General features: G+C 61.2%; 18 protein-coding genes. 11 read left to right on the forward strand and 7 right to left on the reverse strand.

The annotated features are described in order from the left end of the window. Positions 1–133 precede the first annotated feature (133 nt). The gene (gene deoC, locus J2857_RS11735) at positions 134–904 is read left to right on the forward strand and encodes a deoxyribose-phosphate aldolase (protein ID WP_210010367.1); all 771 of its coding nucleotides are present in this window, start codon (positions 134–136) and stop codon (positions 902–904) included. A 4-nt stretch (positions 905–908) separates the two neighbouring features. Next, positions 909–2,219, forward strand: coding sequence for a thymidine phosphorylase (gene deoA / locus J2857_RS11740; protein ID WP_210010368.1), 1,311 nt, complete (start codon positions 909–911; stop codon positions 2,217–2,219). On the opposite strand, the gene J2857_RS11745 is transcribed toward deoA, so the two are convergent. The 7 genes from J2857_RS11745 to J2857_RS11775 form a co-directional block, all read right to left on the reverse strand. Then, a complete protein-coding gene (locus J2857_RS11745) occupies positions 2,220–2,735 on the reverse strand; it encodes a TIGR02281 family clan AA aspartic protease (RefSeq protein WP_210010369.1) in 516 nt (171 codons plus the stop codon). A 124-nt stretch (positions 2,736–2,859) separates the two neighbouring features. Beyond that, positions 2,860–3,489, reverse strand: a complete 630-nt coding sequence (upp, locus tag J2857_RS11750) for a uracil phosphoribosyltransferase (protein ID WP_046603487.1) — start codon at positions 3,487–3,489, stop codon at positions 2,860–2,862. Between the two features lie 61 nt (positions 3,490–3,550). Continuing rightward, on the reverse strand, positions 3,551–4,567 hold the full coding sequence (locus J2857_RS11755) for an adenosine deaminase (protein WP_210010370.1): 1,017 nt from the start codon (positions 4,565–4,567) through the stop codon (positions 3,551–3,553). Then, positions 4,564–5,784 (reverse strand): phosphopentomutase, encoded by a 1,221-nt coding sequence (locus J2857_RS11760; protein WP_210010371.1) that lies wholly within the window; start codon positions 5,782–5,784, stop codon positions 4,564–4,566. The genes J2857_RS11755 and J2857_RS11760 overlap by 4 nt, the downstream gene beginning before the upstream one ends. 113 nt (positions 5,785–5,897) lie before the next feature. Then, positions 5,898–6,428 (reverse strand): TadE/TadG family type IV pilus assembly protein, encoded by a 531-nt coding sequence (locus J2857_RS11765; protein WP_210011650.1) that lies wholly within the window; start codon positions 6,426–6,428, stop codon positions 5,898–5,900. Between the two features lie 65 nt (positions 6,429–6,493). Next, positions 6,494–7,132 carry a TadE/TadG family type IV pilus assembly protein gene (locus tag J2857_RS11770; protein WP_210010372.1) on the reverse strand — a complete coding sequence of 213 codons (639 nt, stop codon included), beginning with the start codon at positions 7,130–7,132 and terminating at the stop codon, positions 6,494–6,496. A 100-nt stretch (positions 7,133–7,232) separates the two neighbouring features. Continuing rightward, the gene (locus tag J2857_RS11775) at positions 7,233–7,625 is read right to left on the reverse strand and encodes a pilus assembly protein N-terminal domain-containing protein (RefSeq protein ID WP_210011651.1); all 393 of its coding nucleotides are present in this window, start codon (positions 7,623–7,625) and stop codon (positions 7,233–7,235) included. Between the two features lie 419 nt (positions 7,626–8,044). On the opposite strand from J2857_RS11775, the gene J2857_RS11780 reads away from it, so the two are divergent. The 9 genes from J2857_RS11780 (at position 8,045) to J2857_RS11820 (ending at position 16,922) form a co-directional block, all read left to right on the forward strand. Next, complete coding sequence (locus J2857_RS11780) at positions 8,045–8,236, forward strand: Flp family type IVb pilin (RefSeq protein WP_210010373.1); 192 nt, start codon at positions 8,045–8,047, stop codon at positions 8,234–8,236. A gap of 117 nt (positions 8,237–8,353) precedes the next feature. After that, positions 8,354–8,878 (forward strand): A24 family peptidase, encoded by a 525-nt coding sequence (locus tag J2857_RS11785; protein ID WP_210010374.1) that lies wholly within the window; start codon positions 8,354–8,356, stop codon positions 8,876–8,878. 113 nt (positions 8,879–8,991) lie between these two features. Continuing rightward, positions 8,992–9,804 carry a Flp pilus assembly protein CpaB gene (cpaB, locus tag J2857_RS11790; protein ID WP_210010375.1) on the forward strand — a complete coding sequence of 271 codons (813 nt, stop codon included), beginning with the start codon at positions 8,992–8,994 and terminating at the stop codon, positions 9,802–9,804. Positions 9,805–9,817: 13 nt separating this feature from the next. Continuing rightward, positions 9,818–11,359, forward strand: a complete 1,542-nt coding sequence (locus tag J2857_RS11795) for a type II and III secretion system protein family protein (protein ID WP_210010376.1) — start codon at positions 9,818–9,820, stop codon at positions 11,357–11,359. Between the two features lie 6 nt (positions 11,360–11,365). Next, entirely contained in the window at positions 11,366–12,091 is a 726-nt protein-coding gene (locus J2857_RS11800) for a CpaD family pilus assembly protein (RefSeq protein ID WP_210010377.1), read from the forward strand. A 21-nt stretch (positions 12,092–12,112) separates the two neighbouring features. Further along, a complete protein-coding gene (locus tag J2857_RS11805) occupies positions 12,113–13,408 on the forward strand; it encodes an AAA family ATPase (RefSeq protein ID WP_210010378.1) in 1,296 nt (431 codons plus the stop codon). A 15-nt stretch (positions 13,409–13,423) separates the two neighbouring features. Continuing rightward, positions 13,424–14,908 (forward strand): CpaF family protein, encoded by a 1,485-nt coding sequence (locus J2857_RS11810; protein WP_210010379.1) that lies wholly within the window; start codon positions 13,424–13,426, stop codon positions 14,906–14,908. A 13-nt stretch (positions 14,909–14,921) separates the two neighbouring features. Next, positions 14,922–15,935, forward strand: coding sequence for a type II secretion system F family protein (locus tag J2857_RS11815; protein ID WP_210010380.1), 1,014 nt, complete (start codon positions 14,922–14,924; stop codon positions 15,933–15,935). Positions 15,936–15,947: 12 nt separating this feature from the next. Next, complete coding sequence (locus J2857_RS11820) at positions 15,948–16,922, forward strand: type II secretion system F family protein (RefSeq protein WP_210010381.1); 975 nt, start codon at positions 15,948–15,950, stop codon at positions 16,920–16,922. The last annotated feature ends 244 nt before the right edge of the window (positions 16,923–17,166 follow it).

The raw sequence follows: 17,166 nt of genomic DNA on the forward strand, positions 1-17,166 counted from the left end.
ACGATAAATATGGGCGAGCCGCACGGTCCGGAAACTGAACAGATCTGACCGGAGCTGCGTCGCCTTTGAATTTACCGTGTCCCCGGCGCGCCATCGGCGCACGGTGCGGTAAGCAAGCCGGGGAGGCACTCGAATGGAACTCCTGAGCCCGCGCGAGGCGGCAGCCTTCGCGCTATCGCTTCTCGACCTGACGAACCTGCGCGACGATTGCGATAATGCCGCGATCGAAAAACTGTGCCTGCGGGCGCAGACGCCCTACGGCAATACGGCGGCAATCTGCATCTGGCCGCGTTTCGTCGCCCATGCGCGCCAGATATTAGGCCCCGACCATCCGATCCGCATCGCGGCGGTCGTGAATTTTCCGTCTGGCGATCTGGACGTCGCGACTGTGATCGAAGAGACGCGGCAGGCGATCGAAGACGGCGCCGACGAGATCGATATGGTCATTCCCTATCGCAAGCTGCTCGCCGGCGACGAGGCGGCGGTGACCGAAATGGTGGAGGCCGTCCGTTCTGCCTGCCCCAATGCGTGCCTGAAGGTGATCCTGGAGACGGGCGAGCTCAAGGACAGCGCCGTCATCCGCCGCGCCTCCGAACTTGCGATCGCCGCCGGCGCCGACTTTATCAAGACTTCGACCGGCAAGGTCGCTGTCAACGCGACTCTCGAAGCCGCCGACATCATGCTGCAGGCGATCCGGGATTCCAAGAAACGGGTCGGCTTCAAGCCCGCTGGAGGGATATCGACTGTTGCCGACGCCGATCTCTACTTCCGGCTTGCCGAAACGATCATGGCCCCCAACTGGATCATGCCTTCCACCTTCCGTTTCGGCGCATCGGGCCTGCTCGACGATATTCTCGGCCTGTTGAGCGGCGGCACCACCGTCCGTGCTTCGAGCGGTTACTGACGCGATGATCCCGCAGGAGATCATCCGCCGCAAACGCGACGGAAAAGTCCTTGCCGGCGAGGAGATCGCCGCCTTCATTGCCGCCCTGACAAAAGAGGAAATCTCCGAGGGCCAGGCCGCCGCCTTCGCCATGGCTGTCTTCTTTCGGGGCATGTCCCGCGATGAGACGGTGGCGTTGACGCTTGCCATGCGTGATTCCGGGACTGTGCTGAATTGGGACGGTCTTGGTCGGCCGGTGGCGGACAAACACTCGACCGGCGGTGTCGGCGATAATGTCTCCCTCATGCTTGCACCGATCGTCGCGGCCTGTGGCCTTGCGGTGCCGATGATTTCCGGACGTGGGCTTGGCCATACCGGTGGCACGCTCGACAAGCTGCAGTCGATCCCGGGTTACAGCGTCATGCCGGACGAGGTTTTGTTCCGCAAAGTGATCGACGAAGTCGGCTGTGCCATTATCGGACAGACGAGCGACCTCGCCCCCGCCGACCGTCGGCTCTACGGCATCCGTGACGTGACGGCCACCGTCGAATCCGTGCCGTTGATCACCGCCTCCATTCTTTCCAAGAAACTTGCGGCCGGGCTCGGCAGCCTGGTGCTGGACGTCAAGGTTGGCAACGGTGCCTTCATGGAAAGCTTAAGTGAGGCGGAAATGCTCGCCCGCTCGCTGGTCGAGGTGGCCAACGGTGCCGGTGTGAAGACGGCGGCGCTGCTAACCGATATGAACCAGCCACTCGCCGATGCGGCTGGCAACGCGCTCGAAATCGCCAACTGTCTCGATTTTCTCGCCGGATTGAAGGCCGGCACGCGGCTTGAAGTCGTTGTTCTGGCGGAGGCCGCGGAAATGTTGGTCCAGGCAGGTGTGGCGAGTGACCTGTCACAAGCCGAGGAGAATGCCCGGCTGGCCTTGAACTCCGGCGAAGCGATGGAGCGTTTTGCCCGCATGGTCCACGCTCTCGGCGGGCCAGTGGATTTCTGCGAGCGGCCGGATGCCTATCTTGAGCGCGCGACGGTGCGGTTGCGCGTGCCGGCGCCGCGTGATGGATACCTTGTCGCCTGCGAGACCCGCGCCCTCGGTTTGGCCGTCGTCGAACTCGGTGGAGGCCGCAAGCGCGCGGCGGATGCCATCGACCATGGTGTCGGCATCAGCGATTTGCTGCCGCTCGGGACCCAGGTGTCGGAAGGCGAGCCGATCGCCACGGTGCATGCCAGAACCGGAGAGGATGCCAGGCGGATTGCCGCGGATATCGCGCGTTTCTACACGGTCGCCGAGGCTCCGGCCGCAGCCGTACCGGTCATCCTCAAGCGCATCGGCTGATCACTGGATCAGCTTCAGGTTCCCGCCTTCCACCTGGAAGGATTTCAGCTTCTTGAGGAAGCTCATGCCGACCAGTGTGCCAGCCAGCGCCTTGTCGCGCAGCACGAAGGCGTCGACGTCCTTGACGCGCACGCCGCCGATCTCGATCCGGTCGAGAACCACATGCGCCGCCTCGGTGCCGCCATTGGCGGTGTTGACTGTGTAGCGGAAGTCCAACCCGTTGGCGCTGTAGCCCAGCTTGCGCGCTGTGCTCTCGTTGATCGCCACCAGCGACGCGCCCGTATCGACGAGGCCATCGACGGGCTTGCCGTTCATTCGGAACGTGCCGTTGAAGTGCCCGCGGCCATCCGCTTCCAGCGTCACGCTGCCGGACGTCACAGAAACCGGCATGGCCTTTGCCGGCGCCTCGACCCCGACAGTCGCCGCCGACGGATGATCGGCACGCTGGATCAGTGCGGGGATCTGTGTCGCCAGCAGCGCCGTAACGGCTGCAAAAATGACGGTGCGCAGGAGCATGAACAACCCTCTCGGCATGAACCGGATATCCGCTTCCTGCATAACCGACAAATCATAAGAAAACGGCCCGCGAAGTCTCCGCAGGCCGTTCAATTCAAAGCTTGGTAAGCAAATTCTAAACTACTTACTTGGTGCCGTACATGCGGTCGCCGGCGTCACCGAGACCGGGCACGATATAACCCTTCTCGTTGAGATGGCTGTCGATCGAGGCGGTATAGATCCTTACGTCCGGATGCGCCGCGTGGAAGTTTGCGATACCCTCGGGTGCCGCGAGCAGGCAGAGGAAGCGGATATTGTGCGCCCCGCGCTCTTTCAGCTTGTCCACGGCCGCGATCGAGGAATTGCCGGTTGCCAGCATCGGATCGACGACGATGATCAGCCGTTCGGCGATGTCTTCCGGCGCCTTGAAGTAATATTCCACCGGCTGCAGCGTCTCATGGTCGCGGTAGACGCCGATATGCGAGACGCGGGCGGAAGGAACCAGTTCCAGCATGCCTTCCAGAAGCCCGTTGCCGGCACGCAGGATGGAAGCGAAGACCAGCTTCTTGCCCTCGACCACGGGCGCCTGCATCTCGACCAGCGGCGTCTCGATTGTTTCCATGGTCAGTTCGAGGTCGCGGGTGACTTCGTAGCAGAGCAGCATCGAGATCTCGCGCAATAGCCGCCGGAAACCGGCCGTCGAGGTCTCCTTCTTGCGCATGATCGTCAGTTTGTGCTGCACCAGCGGATGATCGATGACAGTGACGCCGTCCATGAGCTTCCCCTTATTGTTTGCCTGTCTCTTCTTTCAGGAAAAAGACCGGTTCCGCAAGCTGTCAGGCGCGCCTGGCCGCCTCATCCCCAGACTGTGATCCGCTGCCCGCATCAAGCCGGGCGATGAGCTTTGCCCTTGTCGCTTCATCCACGAAGGCAGCCTCGACCGCAGTGCGCGTCATCGCGTCGATTGCCCGGTCCGACATCCCCATGATCGCCGAGGCGATCTCGTATTCGCGGGCGAGCGAGGTGTGGAAGAAGGGCGGGTCGTCGGAATTGATGCAGACGCGCACGCCGGCAGCCTCGAGGCGCCTCAGGGGATGGCTGTCGAAATCCGGAAACACGTTCAGCGCAATGTTCGAGCCCGGGCAGACCTCCAGCACGGTGCCCAGCTCGACAAGCCGTTCCACCAGTGCCGGATCCTCGATTGCGCGCACGCCATGGCCAATCCGGGAGGGTTTCACCAGGTCGAGCGCATCGGAAACACTGAAGGCGCCGCAGACTTCGCCGGCGTGGATGGTGAGGCCCAATCCCGCATCGCGGGCGATATCGAAGGCGCGGGCATAATCGGCGACGCGGCCCATGCGTTCCTCGCCGGCCATGTTGAAACCGGTTACCAGCGGGTTTTTCGCCCGTGCCGCATATTCGGCGGCCGAGACCACGCGGTCCGGCCCGAAATGCCGTTCGCCCGTGACGATGATCCGCGCCTCGATGCCGGTCTTTTCGCGTGCCGCATGGATGCCGTCGCAGATGCCGGCGAGATAGGCATCCGCGCCGAGCCCGATCCGGTCCCCGTGATCGGGCGAGACGATGATCTCGCTGTAGATCGTGTTGGTAGCGGCGAGTTCCAGAAGATAGGTCTCGGTCAAAAGTGCGTAGTCGTCGGCCGTTCTGAACAGGCTGGCCACCGCATCGTAACAGACGAGAAATTCGGAAAAGTCCGACCAGACATAGGCGCCGTCGCGCAAAATCGTGGTCGTATCGACCCCGTATTTCATGGCCTGGCTCGCTGCCAGCGCCGGCGGCGTGGCGCCCTCGATATGGCAGTGGATCTCGGCCTTGAGGAGGTGTCGGGTCAAAGGAAGCTCCATCCGTTGGGGCCGGGCGGGATCGACAGATGTGCGGCAATGGTCTCGGCAATGTCCGAATAGGTGGACCTGATCCCGATCGAACGGGAGCGGATGCCCGGTCCGAACGCCATGACCGGCACCCGCTCGCGGGTGTGGTCGGTGCCGCGCCAGGTCGGGTCGCAGCCATGATCGGCGGTCAGGATGACGAGATCGCCGGGCTTCAGCCGCCGATGGACGTCCGGCAGGGCGCGGTCGAAGGCTTCGAGCGCCGCGGCATAACCAGGAACATCACGACGATGGCCGTAGAGCATGTCGAAATCGACGAAATTGGTGAAGACAAGATCGCCGAGAGCCGCCTCGTCCATCGCTGCAAGGGTCGCATCCATCAGCGCCGCATTGCCGTTCGCCTTGATGACGCGCGAGACGCCCTGGTGCGCGAAAATGTCGCCGATCTTGCCGATGGCATGTACCGACCGGCCGCCCCGGATCAGCCGGTCGAGCAATGTCGGTTCCGGCGGCGGCACGGAGAAGTCACGGCGATTGCCGGTGCGCTGGAATGTTTCTGCCGTTTCACCAAGGAAGGGCCGCGCGATCACCCGGCCGATATTCATCGGATCGAGCAGCACCCGGACGGTTTCGCAGAGCCTGAGCAACCGGTCGAGACCGAAATGGGTTTCGTGGGCGGCGATCTGGAAGACGGAATCCGTCGACGTGTAGCAGATCGGCTTGCCGGTGCGGATATGCTCTTCTCCAAGCCGGGCAATGATTTCGGTGCCTGATGCGTGGCAATTGCCCAGAATGCCCGGGATGTCGCCTTCGCGGCAGATGGCGTCCACCAGTTCGGGGGAGAAAGCCTCGCCTTCGGTCGGGAAGTAACCCCAATCGAACATCACGGGCGTCCCGGCGATTTCCCAATGGCCGGATGGCGTATCCTTGCCGCGGGAAATCTCGTTGGCTGCGCCATAAAGGCCGAAGATCCGCTCCGGCATCGGCATCCCGGCTGGATAGTCGCCGGTGGCAAGCTTTGCGATTTCCAGAAGTCCGAGCGACGACATGTTCGGAAGATGCAGCGGGCCTTCCCTCAGGCCCGACCGGTCGCCGGCGCCGGCAGCGCAGAACTCCGCGATATGCCCAAGCGTGTCGGAGCCGAGATCGCCATACTCGTCCGCATCCGGGGCGCCGCCCACGCCGAATGAATCAAGAACGAACAGGAAGGCACGCGCCATCGGTCACCCGGAAGTTTGAATATCGTCAGGCCGACGGTTCTGCTGGCCGGCTCGAATCGGGATTCATATAGCCGCGGTGACGTATTGGCAAAGGGGATAACGTCCGACGCGCTTCAGCAATTGGTGCAGTTGACGCTGTCTCCGAGGCGCTGGCGGTAGAAATACTCCCGCGAAATAGTGAGGTCCCGAACACTGTTCGGCAGGAGACCGGGCATGAACATCAGGAGTTCATGGTGAACTGAGACCTCCGCCCGGACAAGGAAGGAATTGGCTATGTGCATATCGGCCGGCACCTGGACCGTAGAGCCGATCGCATACGGCCTGCCATTGTCCTGGTCCCATGACCAGGCGACGGTCGGATTGCCAGTGGCATCGAGTGTCACCCCCGTGACTTTAATGCTGGGCGGCGTATCGGGCGTATAGGGCGCAAAAAGACTTGCGGTCACTGCCTTCATCGTGGTGAGCATCGTCTTGTCGACGCTCGTCTCCCGGGTCACGAGATCGGCGATGGTGCTGGCGCTGTGCGTCACCCGCTTGGAGACACTAAGGCCAATGGTGATCTCGAACGATGTAATATAGAGGCTGAGAAGCAGCGGCGCGATCAACGCGAACTCCACGGCTCCGACGCCGCGCCTGTCGGCCATCAGCTGCTTGAGGCGGATCAAGAGGCCACGATGTCGCTGATGCGGCTGGGACTTTTGCTCTTCGATCACGGGTAGTCCTCGGCTCGGAAGGCGGATGTTTCGACGATCAGGAAATAGTTCGGCCGTCCGCCGTCCGCAGGCCGAACGTTGGTGATATAAGGCCGGATCAGGTCGGTGATGACGTCCCAGCGATAATAGGCGCGCAGCATGTTGATGCTTTTCGCGGGGCCAGGTGCATAGGCGAAGGAGGAGGTGTCGAGTTCCCCGAATCGGCCGCCGGACGCCGAACGCGGAATCGTCGTCGGGATCAGTTCAAAGCTGGCGAACGAGCGGACGTCGAGCAGTAGCTTATCCGGCGTCGTGATTTCCTCCTCGCTGCACTTGATCATGATCGATATTTCGTCGCAGAAGGCGCGGCGGAATTCTGTTTGGGTCTTGTCTGTGCCGCGATTGAGCCCATAGGTAATGTTGCCGGTCCTGAGCTTGCGCGCCATCGTATCGACGGCATTGGCGACAAGCTGTTCGCCGGTGTAGGCGATGAAGGTTTCGACGATCGCGAAGACGATCAGGAAATAGGGAATGGCCAGCAATGCGAATTCGATCGCGGCCGCACCGTCCCTGGAGCGGACAATCCGCCGCCACGCGCCTTTGCCTCTTACGGGCATCGGCGCCCTGCTTCTGGTATCGTCATAATCCTGGCACATGGTTCCCGTCCGACAGCCCGGCTTGAGCGTGCCGATCGTATGGCTGGATTATTGAGATTCCGTTGCGGCGACACACAGCAGTTTAACGACCTGTCCCCGATCAGGGCGAGCCGGTGTTCTTGAACTCTGCGTGCTGTTCGCAATTGGGTGTGCAGGAGAGGATGGAACGTTCGGTTTGCCGGAAGACCCGCACCGTGTTCCCTTCATCGATGGAAACGAGGATACGTTCGTCGGCGATCGCATTGCCCTCGGCGTCCAGCAGCACGAGATTGGTCGTGCCAAAACTGCGGCCGGTGAGAACGATCGTGGTGGAATCCGCAACGGTTGCATCGGCCACGTTCGAATTGCCGACGATGACCTTGCTGACCGGTCTGTCGAGTTTCAGCACGCGCGCGTGATTCATGAATACGCGCAGAAGGTCCTCTTGATCCTGCGCCGCCGCTTGCCCTGCGCCCGCGAAGACGACACCGCAAATGGCGAGGAGTCGAACCATGACGCTACGGAACAGCATTGGAGGGGCCTTCAGGTGAGGTTGTTATCGCCCAAGGATGGCTGCGATTGGTAAATGAAGGGTTAAATGGCACAGAAGGCTGTTTTTGGTCCCGTCTTAACCATTGCCGATTGCCGGGATTGCAAGTCACGCAAGCGAATTTCAGGCTTCTTGCATGCAAGTTAAGGGTCTGTGAAAAAAAAGTACATTAGCAAATTATGAGCATTTGTGAGCGGTAGCTCGAATGCACGCTTTTTTCTTTCCCCTTCGTTTACCACGCAACCGGCATTACCCCATTAACCGGGAGGTAACGATATTCCTTAAGCCGATGGCAATCGTCCGCCTGTAGATTGCAGCCATCCGAACAACGGAAAACAGTTGTCGGGAAGTGCTGAACAACAAATGTGGAGTAGGAGAGTTCCATGACCAAGATTTTCGCTCGTTTTATGAAAGATGAGTCTGGTGCGACCGCCATCGAGTATGGCCTTATCGCAGCACTCATTTCCGTTGCCCTGATCGCTGGTGCGACGACCCTCGGCGATTCGCTGAGCACGACCTTCAATACCATCTCTGACAAGATGGACGCTGCCAAGACCACTGCGTCTACGCGATAATTCGATATATCGGGTTCGATATGTATTTACGCGAAGCCGTCCGCAGGGGCGGCTTTGCCTATTGAAACTTTGGATCTTGGCACTCTCCGGCATTCAAGTCGCCGGGACGGAGAACGAATGACAAGCCCGATTGTTGCATTTCTGGTTCTGTCGATCCTGCCGCTCGGACTGGCGCTTGCCGCTATCTCTGATCTCGTTACCATGACGATCCCCAACCGGGTGTCGGCAGCCCTTCTCGCTTCCTTTCTCATCCTCGCGCCGCTCTCGGGTCTCGCGTGGCCGGAGATCGGCATGAGCCTGGTGGGGGGACTTGCCGTATTCGGGGTCTGCTTCGCGCTTTTTGCCCTGAATGTCATGGGCGGCGGCGATGCCAAGCTCCTGACGGCGGCCGCCGTCTGGTACGGTTTCAATCACTCGCTTCTCGTCTTCCTCGTTACCGTCGGTTATGTCGGCGGGGCCGTGACGCTCGTTTTCCTGCTCCTGCGTTCGCAGGCTGGGTCGGTCATGGCCATGGGCATTCCCCTTCCGCCATCCCTCGTCAATGCCAAGAAGATCCCCTACGGGATCGCCATCGCGATAGCCGGCTTTCTGACCTTCGAGCAGGCACCGATCCATCTCCTGGCCATGAAGGCGTTTCAATAAAGGTTTCAGCGATTGAAAGATCGCGTTAACCAGAATTGTAAGCTTCTCATTAACTATAATTACACCATTGGAGGCCATTCTCCGGGAAGTTAGTGTTCCCCCAAGGAATGGCCATGAAGCCCACCCGTATCATTATTCTAGCGGTTGCCGTGGTGGCGGCGGGCCTCGCCGGCATGCTGGCCATGCGCCTTTCCGGCAAGAAGGCCCCCGAACTGGTGGAAACCGTCATCCAGAAGGAGCCGACGGTCAAGGTGCTCGTTACGGCTGAGAACCTGCCAGTGGGCAGCCGGCTGAACGACAAGTCGATGGCGTGGATGTCCTGGCCGTCGAGCGGCGTCGTCGACGGGTTCATCACCGATTCCACGCGCCCGAATGCGATGACCGAGCTTCAGGGCGTCGTCGTCCGCATGCCGATGTTCAAGGGCGAGCCGATGCGCGCCGAGAAGATCGCCGATTCATCCAGCCGGATCATGTCCTCGCTGCTGCCATCCGGAAAACGGGCAGTCGCTACCGAGATCTCGGTTGCGACAGGCGCCGGCGGCTTCGTGCTGCCGAATGATCGCGTCGACATCATTATGGTGCGGGAGAACAAGGACAACGGCAACTACATTACCGAAAACATCCTGAGCAACGTTCGCGTCCTCGCGATCGACCAGCAGGTCCAGGAAAGCGAGGACGGCAAGAAATCCGTTGTCGGCACCACGGCAACGCTGGAACTGACGCCGGATCAGGCAAAGGTCATCGCCGTTGCCCAGCAGATGGCTCAGCGGCTGACGCTCGCGTTGCGCTCAGTCGCCGACTCGCAGGAAAGCGACACGCTGGCCCCGGACTACTTGCTGCATGGGGGGGATGGCAAGGCGGATATCCAGGTCATCAAATCGGGGGCGATCGTCAAGAGCACGGCGACGGCGGCGCAGGCGAAATGAACGGAGCGCTCAAGTGAACAGTCTGAAACACAAGATTCGTAGCTCGGTAGCGGCAGGCATGGCTTTTTGCCTCGCCTTTTCCGGCGTTTCGCTGAATATCGCCCCGATCAGCGTTGAGCCGGCGCAAGCCCTTGCTGCCGAAAACAGCGTCGTCCGTATCACCGAAGGCGGTCCCGGAATACGCAAACGGCTTCAGCTTGGCCTCAACAAAGCCCTGGTCGTCGATCTGCCGTCGGACGCCCATGACATACTGGTCGCCGACCCGACCATGGCTGATGCTGTGACGCGCACCTCCCGCCGTATCTACCTTTTCGGCAAGACCGTCGGCCAGACCAACATCTTCGTCTTCGGACCCAACGGTGAGGAAATCGTCAGCCTGGACGTGGCAATCGAGCGCGATATTTCCGGTCTCGAGCAGAACCTTCGCCGGTTCCTGCCGGAATCGAACATCAAGGTCGAGATCATCTCGGACAACATCGTTCTGTCAGGCAGCGTCCGGACGCCGCAGGATTCGGCGCAGGCGGAAAAGCTGACCACCGCCTTCCTCAAGGGCGGTGAGGCGACCACCCGGAATATCACGGCTCAGGGCAATAACGGCGACGCGGATATTTTCGCCGAGGCTCGACAGCAGTCCCAGATCGTCAACCTTCTGACGATCGAGGGCGAGGATCAGGTCACGCTTAAGGTGACGGTCGCGGAAGTCAGCCGGCAGGTGCTGAAGCAGCTTGGTTTCAATGGCTCTGTGACCGGCCCTAAAGGCTCGATCTCCTTTGCCAATCCCGCCAATCTGGGAAATGCCGTCGGCCTGGCTGCCCAGGGCATCATGTCCGGCAACATCGGCAATGTCGGTCTCTCAACCTACATGAACGCCATGGAACAGGCGGGCGTCATGCGCACGCTTGCCGAACCCAGCCTGACCGCCATTTCCGGCCAGCAGGCGAAATTTTACGTGGGTGGCGAATTCCGGCTGCCTGGCCAGCAGGAGGTCGATGGGCAGAAGGGCACTGTCACACAGACGGTCAACACCGTTGATTACGGCATCGAACTGAACTTCAAGCCCGTCGTTCTGTCCCCCGGGCGCATCAGCCTGGTGATCGAAACCAACGTGTCGGAGCCGACCTACGAGGGGTCGGCCGTAACGGGCAACAGCGCTTCGTTGCGGATTCCCGGTAATACCTACATGTCGATCCGCAAGCGCGAGGCTTCGACCACGGTCGAATTGCCATCCGGCGGCTCGATTGTCATCGCCGGCCTGGTGCAGGACAACGTCCGCCAGGCAATGTCCGGCCTTCCGGGTATTTCCAAGGTCCCGGTGTTCGGCACGCTTTTCCGCAGCAAGGACTTTGTCCGCAACGAGACAGAGCTGGTGATCATCGCGACGCCTTACCTGGTTCGCCCCGTTGCGCGCAACGAGATCGCCCGGCCGGACGACAACTTCAATCCGGAAAACGATGCCGCGACCTTCTTCCTGAACCGCGTCAACAAGATCTACGGCCGCAAGGAACCCGTCGCGGCGGGCCAGTATCACGGCGCCGTAGGCTTTATCTACAAGTGAGCGGTCATGGACATTGAACCCCAGAAAATCTCCGCCGAAGGACAGGATGCCATGGCCAAGGGTAGAACCAGCTCCCATCGCCGCAGGATTACCGCAGCCTTGGCGCTGACAGTATCCGGCCTGCTCCTGTCGGCCTGCGGCAACAGCCAGCTCACCACCGGCTCCATCCCCGACGATTATCGTACCCGCCATCCGATCGTGTTGGCGGAAGGCCAGTCGACGCTCGATATTCCGATCGCTTCGGGCGATGTCCGCCTGTCGACCGGGATGCGGGATACGGTCAAGGGATTTGCGCAGAACTTCATGTCGTCGCCAGCTGGCGTAATACAGATCCAGGTGCCCTACGGTTCGTATAATTCCGGTGCAGCCCAGCGTCTGGCGGGCGATATCCGCCGCGAACTGACGCGCTCCGGCATCAAGCCGCAGCGAATCCTGATGAGCAGTTACGCCGCCTCGCCGAATGGCGATGCCGCGCCGATCCGGCTTTCCTACGTGACGACCAAGGCGATGACCGGCCAGTGCGGCGAATGGCCGGCAGACCTGTCGGACAATACGTTCGGGAACAAGAACTGGTACAATTTCGGTTGTGCCAGCCAGAATAATCTTGCAGCTCAAGTGGCCAATCCCACCGACCTCATCGCCCCGCGCGCCATAACGCCGATCGACGCCACCCAGCGCGCCAAGGTCATCAGCGACTACCGCACCGGCGGCACCGCCACGACGACGCCGTAAGCCAGTGAACCGGAGAACACGATGAGCGCGATCAACTACGAAATCCGCACTCCCGGCCAGGGTGAAGGGTTTGCCGAGGACGCAGATCGTCCGGGCGATTTCGACGCGCTGCGCCCGCTACCGCGCATCTCTATCCATTCCTTCTGCGAAAGCGACGGGATGCAGCGCATGATGGACCGCATTGCTCGTGATCGCCGCATGGCCAAGGTCAACCTGCGCGTGACGATCGGCGGCACCAGCGCTGCCGCCAACATGTTTTCGTCCACCCCGACCCCGAACCTCATCATCCTGGAAACCGACGCCGAGCCGAAGAACCTGCTCCATGAGCTCACGCCGCTTGCGGAAGTCTGCGACCCCTCGACCAGGGTCATCGTCGTCGGCCGCTACAATGACATATCGCTCTATCGCGACCTGATCCGCAACGGTATTTCCGAATACCTCGTCGGCCCCGTGCAGATGCCGGACATGCTCGCAGCGATCTCGGCGATCTTCGTGGATCCCGAAGCGGAGCCGCTCGGCAAATCGATCGCCTTCATCGGTGCCAAGGGCGGCGTAGGTGCCTCGACGATTGCGCACAACTGCGCCTTCGGTATTTCGAACCTCTTCTCGACCGAAACCATCCTGGCGGATCTCGATCTTCCCTTCGGCACCGCCAATATCGATTTCGACCAGGATCCGGCCCAGGGCATCGCGGAAGCCGTCTTCGCGCCGGAGCGCCTGGACGAGGTCTTCCTCGATCGCCTTCTGACCAAGTGCTCCGAGCATCTCTCGCTGCTGGCGGCTCCCTCACTGCTCGATCGCGCCTATGATTTCGAACGCAATGCCTTCACGCCGATCATCGAGCTCCTGCAGCGCAGCGCGCCGATGGCCGTACTGGATGTCCCGCATGGCTGGACGGAATGGACACGCGCGGTTCTGTCGGAGGTCGACGAGGTGGTGATCTGCGCGGTTCCCGATCTCGCCAACCTGCGCAACACCAAGAACATGATCGATGCGTTGAAGAAGCTCCGCCCCAACGACCGTGCGCCGCATCTGATCCTCAATCAGGTCGGCATGCCGAAGCGTCCGGAGATCGCTCCGAACGATTTCATCGAGCCATTGGAGATCGAGCCGATCGCCATCCTGCCGTTCGACGTGCAGTTGTTCGGCAATGCCGCCAACAGCGGCCGCATGATCTCCGAAATCGACGCGAAATCGCCTGTCGCCGAAACCTTCTCCCAGATCGCCCACATCGTCACGGGTCGCGTCGCCATGAAGAAGGTGAAGAAGGGTGGCCTCGGCAAGATGCTCGGCATGCTCGGGCGCAAGAAGGCATAACACCAGGAAACCGGTATGTTTGGAAAACGCGGAAACGAGGGATTTGGGAAGAGCGGCAGCGTAGCGCCGCCGCCGGCTGCACCTGCGCCGGCCGCGGTGCGGTCAGCCGCTCCCGAAGTCCTTGCCGAGCCGACGCGCGAGACCGCCCAGCGGCAGCAGATATCTTCGCCGCCGCCGCTTGCGCCGCAATCGGCAGCCCGCAAGCGCCCGGCGCGCACGGAACTCTACTACGATACCAAGAGTCAGGTCTTCTCGGCCCTGATCGATACGATCGACCTGTCCCAGCTCGCCAAGCTCGATGCCGAGAGCGCGCGCGAGGAAATCCGCGATATCGTCAACGATATCATCACCATCAAGAACTTCGCGATGTCGATCTCCGAGCAGGAGGAACTGCTCGAGGACATCTGCAATGACGTTCTGGGCTACGGTCCGCTGGAGCCGCTGCTGGCACGCGACGACATCGCCGACATCATGGTCAACGGCGCCGGCCAGACCTTTATCGAAGTCGGCGGCAAGACGATCGAGTCCGAGATCCGCTTCCGTGACAATTCGCAGCTCCTGTCGATCTGCCAGCGCATCGTCAGCCAGGTCGGCCGGCGTGTCGACGAATCCTCGCCGATCTGCGACGCGCGCCTGCCGGACGGTTCGCGTGTCAACGTCATTGCGCCGCCGCTCGCCATCGACGGACCGGCGCTCACCATCCGTAAGTTCAAGAAAGACAAGCTGAATCTCGACCAGCTCGTCAAGTTCGGCGCGATCACCCCCGAAGGCGCAGTCCTCCTGCAGATCATCGGTCGCGTCCGCTGCAACATCGTCATTTCCGGCGGTACCGGTTCGGGCAAGACGACGCTGCTGAACTGCCTGACCAACTATATCGACAAGGAAGAGCGGGTCATCACCTGCGAGGACACCGCCGAATTGCAGCTGCAGCAGCCGCATGTGGTCCGGCTCGAAACCCGCCCGCCGAACATCGAAGGCGAGGGCGAGATCACCATGCGCGACCTCGTCAAGAACTGCCTGCGCATGCGTCCAGAGCGCATCATCGTCGGCGAGGTGCGCGGACCGGAAGTCTTCGACCTGCTTCAGGCGATGAACACCGGCCACGACGGCTCGATGGGGACGATCCACGCCAATACCCCGCGCGAATGCCTGAGCCGCATGGAATCGATGATCGCCATGGGCGGTTATTCGCTGCCGGCCAAGACCGTGCGCGAGATCATCACCGGCTCGATCGACGTCATCATCCAGGCGGCCCGCCTGCGCGACGGTTCGCGCCGCATCACCCAGATCACTGAGGTGATCGGCATGGAAGGCGACGTGATCGTCACCCAGGACCTGATGCGCTACGAGATCGACGGCGAGGACGCCAATGGCCGCCTGATCGGCAAGCATATGTCGACCGGCATCGTGAAGCCGCATTTCTGGGATCGCGCCCGTTATTACAACGAGGAAAAGCGCCTTTCCGCCGCGCTTGACGCGATGGAAAAAACCAAGAGCTGAGGAGCAGGGTTCCATGTTCGGGCTGGATATCAATGTCGTGGCGATCATCGCCCTCGTGGCGATCGCCGCGGCGGCGGTCTGTTACGGGCTGTTGTTCTCCCGCATGGAAGTGGAAAAGAAGGCCGACAGCCGGCTCAACCGGGTGAAATCGGCGGAAACCGACCTGAACAAGGTCAAGGCTGCCCGTGACCGCGTGCAGGAGCTTTCCAAGCGTCGAAAGTCCATGCAGGATTCGATCAAGGACCTGGAGAAGAAGCAGGAAGAGAAGAACAGGAAGATGGCTGACGGGAGCTTGAAATCCAAGCTCCCTCAGACCGGCCTGAACCTGACGATGGGCCGCTTCTACATGTTCAGCGCCCTTTTCGGCGTCTTCGTCTTCCTCGTCACCCTGATCGCCGGCCTGCCGCTGCTCGCCGCCCTCGGTGCCGCCTTCGCCAGCGCGGTCGGGTTGCCGCGCTGGATCATCGGTTTCCTGGTCAAGCGCCGCCAGAAGAAGTTTCTCGAGGAATTTCCGAATGCGCTCGATGTCATGGTGCGATCGATCAAGTCCGGCCTGCCGCTCAATGACGCAATGCGGCTGATCGCTTCCGACGGCCAGGAACCGGTGAAGACGGAATTCCGCCGGGTGATCGAATCCCAGCAGGTGGGCCTGAGCATTCCGGAAGCCTGCACGCGCATGATGATGACCATGCCGCTGCCGGAAGTGAATTTCTTCGCGATCGTCATCACCATCCAGGGTCAGGCCGGCGGCAATCTTTCCGAAGCGATCGGTAATCTCTCCAAGGTGCTGCGCGAGCGCAGGAAGATGAAGGCCAAGGTGCAGGCGTTGTCGATGGAGGCCAAGGCTTCGGCGGTGATCATCGGCGCGCTGCCCTTTATCGTCTCGCTGCTCGTCTATCTCACGTCGCCTCAGTACATCTCGATCATTTTCACTGATCCGCGCGGCCACCTGATCCTTTTGCTTTCCGGGGTCTGGATGTCGATCGGCATCTTCGTCATGCGCAACATGATCAACTTCGACATCTGAGGGGATTGGGCGATGGGATTGGCAACGACGCTCACCGATCCGACCACACTGCTGGCCATTCTGGTGGCCGTGGCGGTTTTCGCGACCCTCTACACACTGGCGAGCCCTTTTCTCGAAAAAGGAAATCTCGACAAGCGCATGAAGGCCGTCTCTACGGAGCGCGAACAGATCCGCGCCCGCGAACGCGCCCGCATGAATTCCGAACAGTCGAAGACATCGCTGCGCGCCCAGAACAATCAGTCGGTCCGGCAAATTGTCGAGCGCTTCAATCTGCGCAAGGCGCTGGTGGACGACAACACCGTCAACAGGCTTCGTGCCGCCGGTCTGAGGTCGCAGAATGCCCTCAACATGTTCCTGCTGGCCCGTTTCCTGCTGCCCTTCGTTTTCCTGGCGGCTGCCATCGTCTGGATTTTCGTGCTCGGCAACCTTGCCACCCGGCCGTTCCCGATCCGTATGCTGGCGGCGATCGTCGTCGGCTATATCGGTTTCTACGTGCCGAACATCTACATTTCCAACCGGGTGAATAAGCGCCAGCATTCCATCAAGCGGGCCTGGCCCGATGCGCTCGACCTGATGCTCATCTGCGTCGAATCCGGGATTTCCATGGAAGCGGCGATGCGACGCGTGGCCGAGGAGATGGCGCAGGCATCGCCGCCGCTGGCCGAGGAAATGGTGCTGACGACGGCCGAGCTCTCCTTCCTGCAGGACCGCCGCACCGCACTCGAAAACCTCGGCATCCGTACCCAGCTTGATATCGTCAGGGCCGTGACCCAGGCACTGATCCAGGCGGAACGCTACGGCACGCCGATTGCCTCGGCCCTGCGTGTGCTTGCCCAGGAAGGCCGCGACGAGCGGATGAACGAGGCGGAAAAGAAGGCCGCCGCCCTGCCGCCGAAACTCACCGTGCCGATGATCCTGTTCTTCCTGCCGGTGCTGATCGCCGTCATCCTCGGCCCCGCCGGAATCCAGGTCGCCGACAAGTTTTGATGAAGTCCGCTGCAGCGCCGAGCCGAGGCTGAACGCCACCTGAATTCCAGCTTCAGACCGCATTCAGCGGCGATCGGTCAATATCCCCTTATCGAGCGAAAAGTCCGTCCGTTTACGAACGCGGACCGGAGCGCCACATGATGTTGGAGGATACCCGATGCTGGCAAGACTTTGCGTGAACCTCGTCCTGATCGGCGGAATCATCACGGTGATTTCGCGCCTCATCTGAGGGCGTATCGATGGA

The organism is Neorhizobium galegae (assembly GCF_017877055.1).
Classification (GTDB): Bacteria; Pseudomonadota; Alphaproteobacteria; order Rhizobiales; family Rhizobiaceae; genus Neorhizobium; species Neorhizobium galegae_D.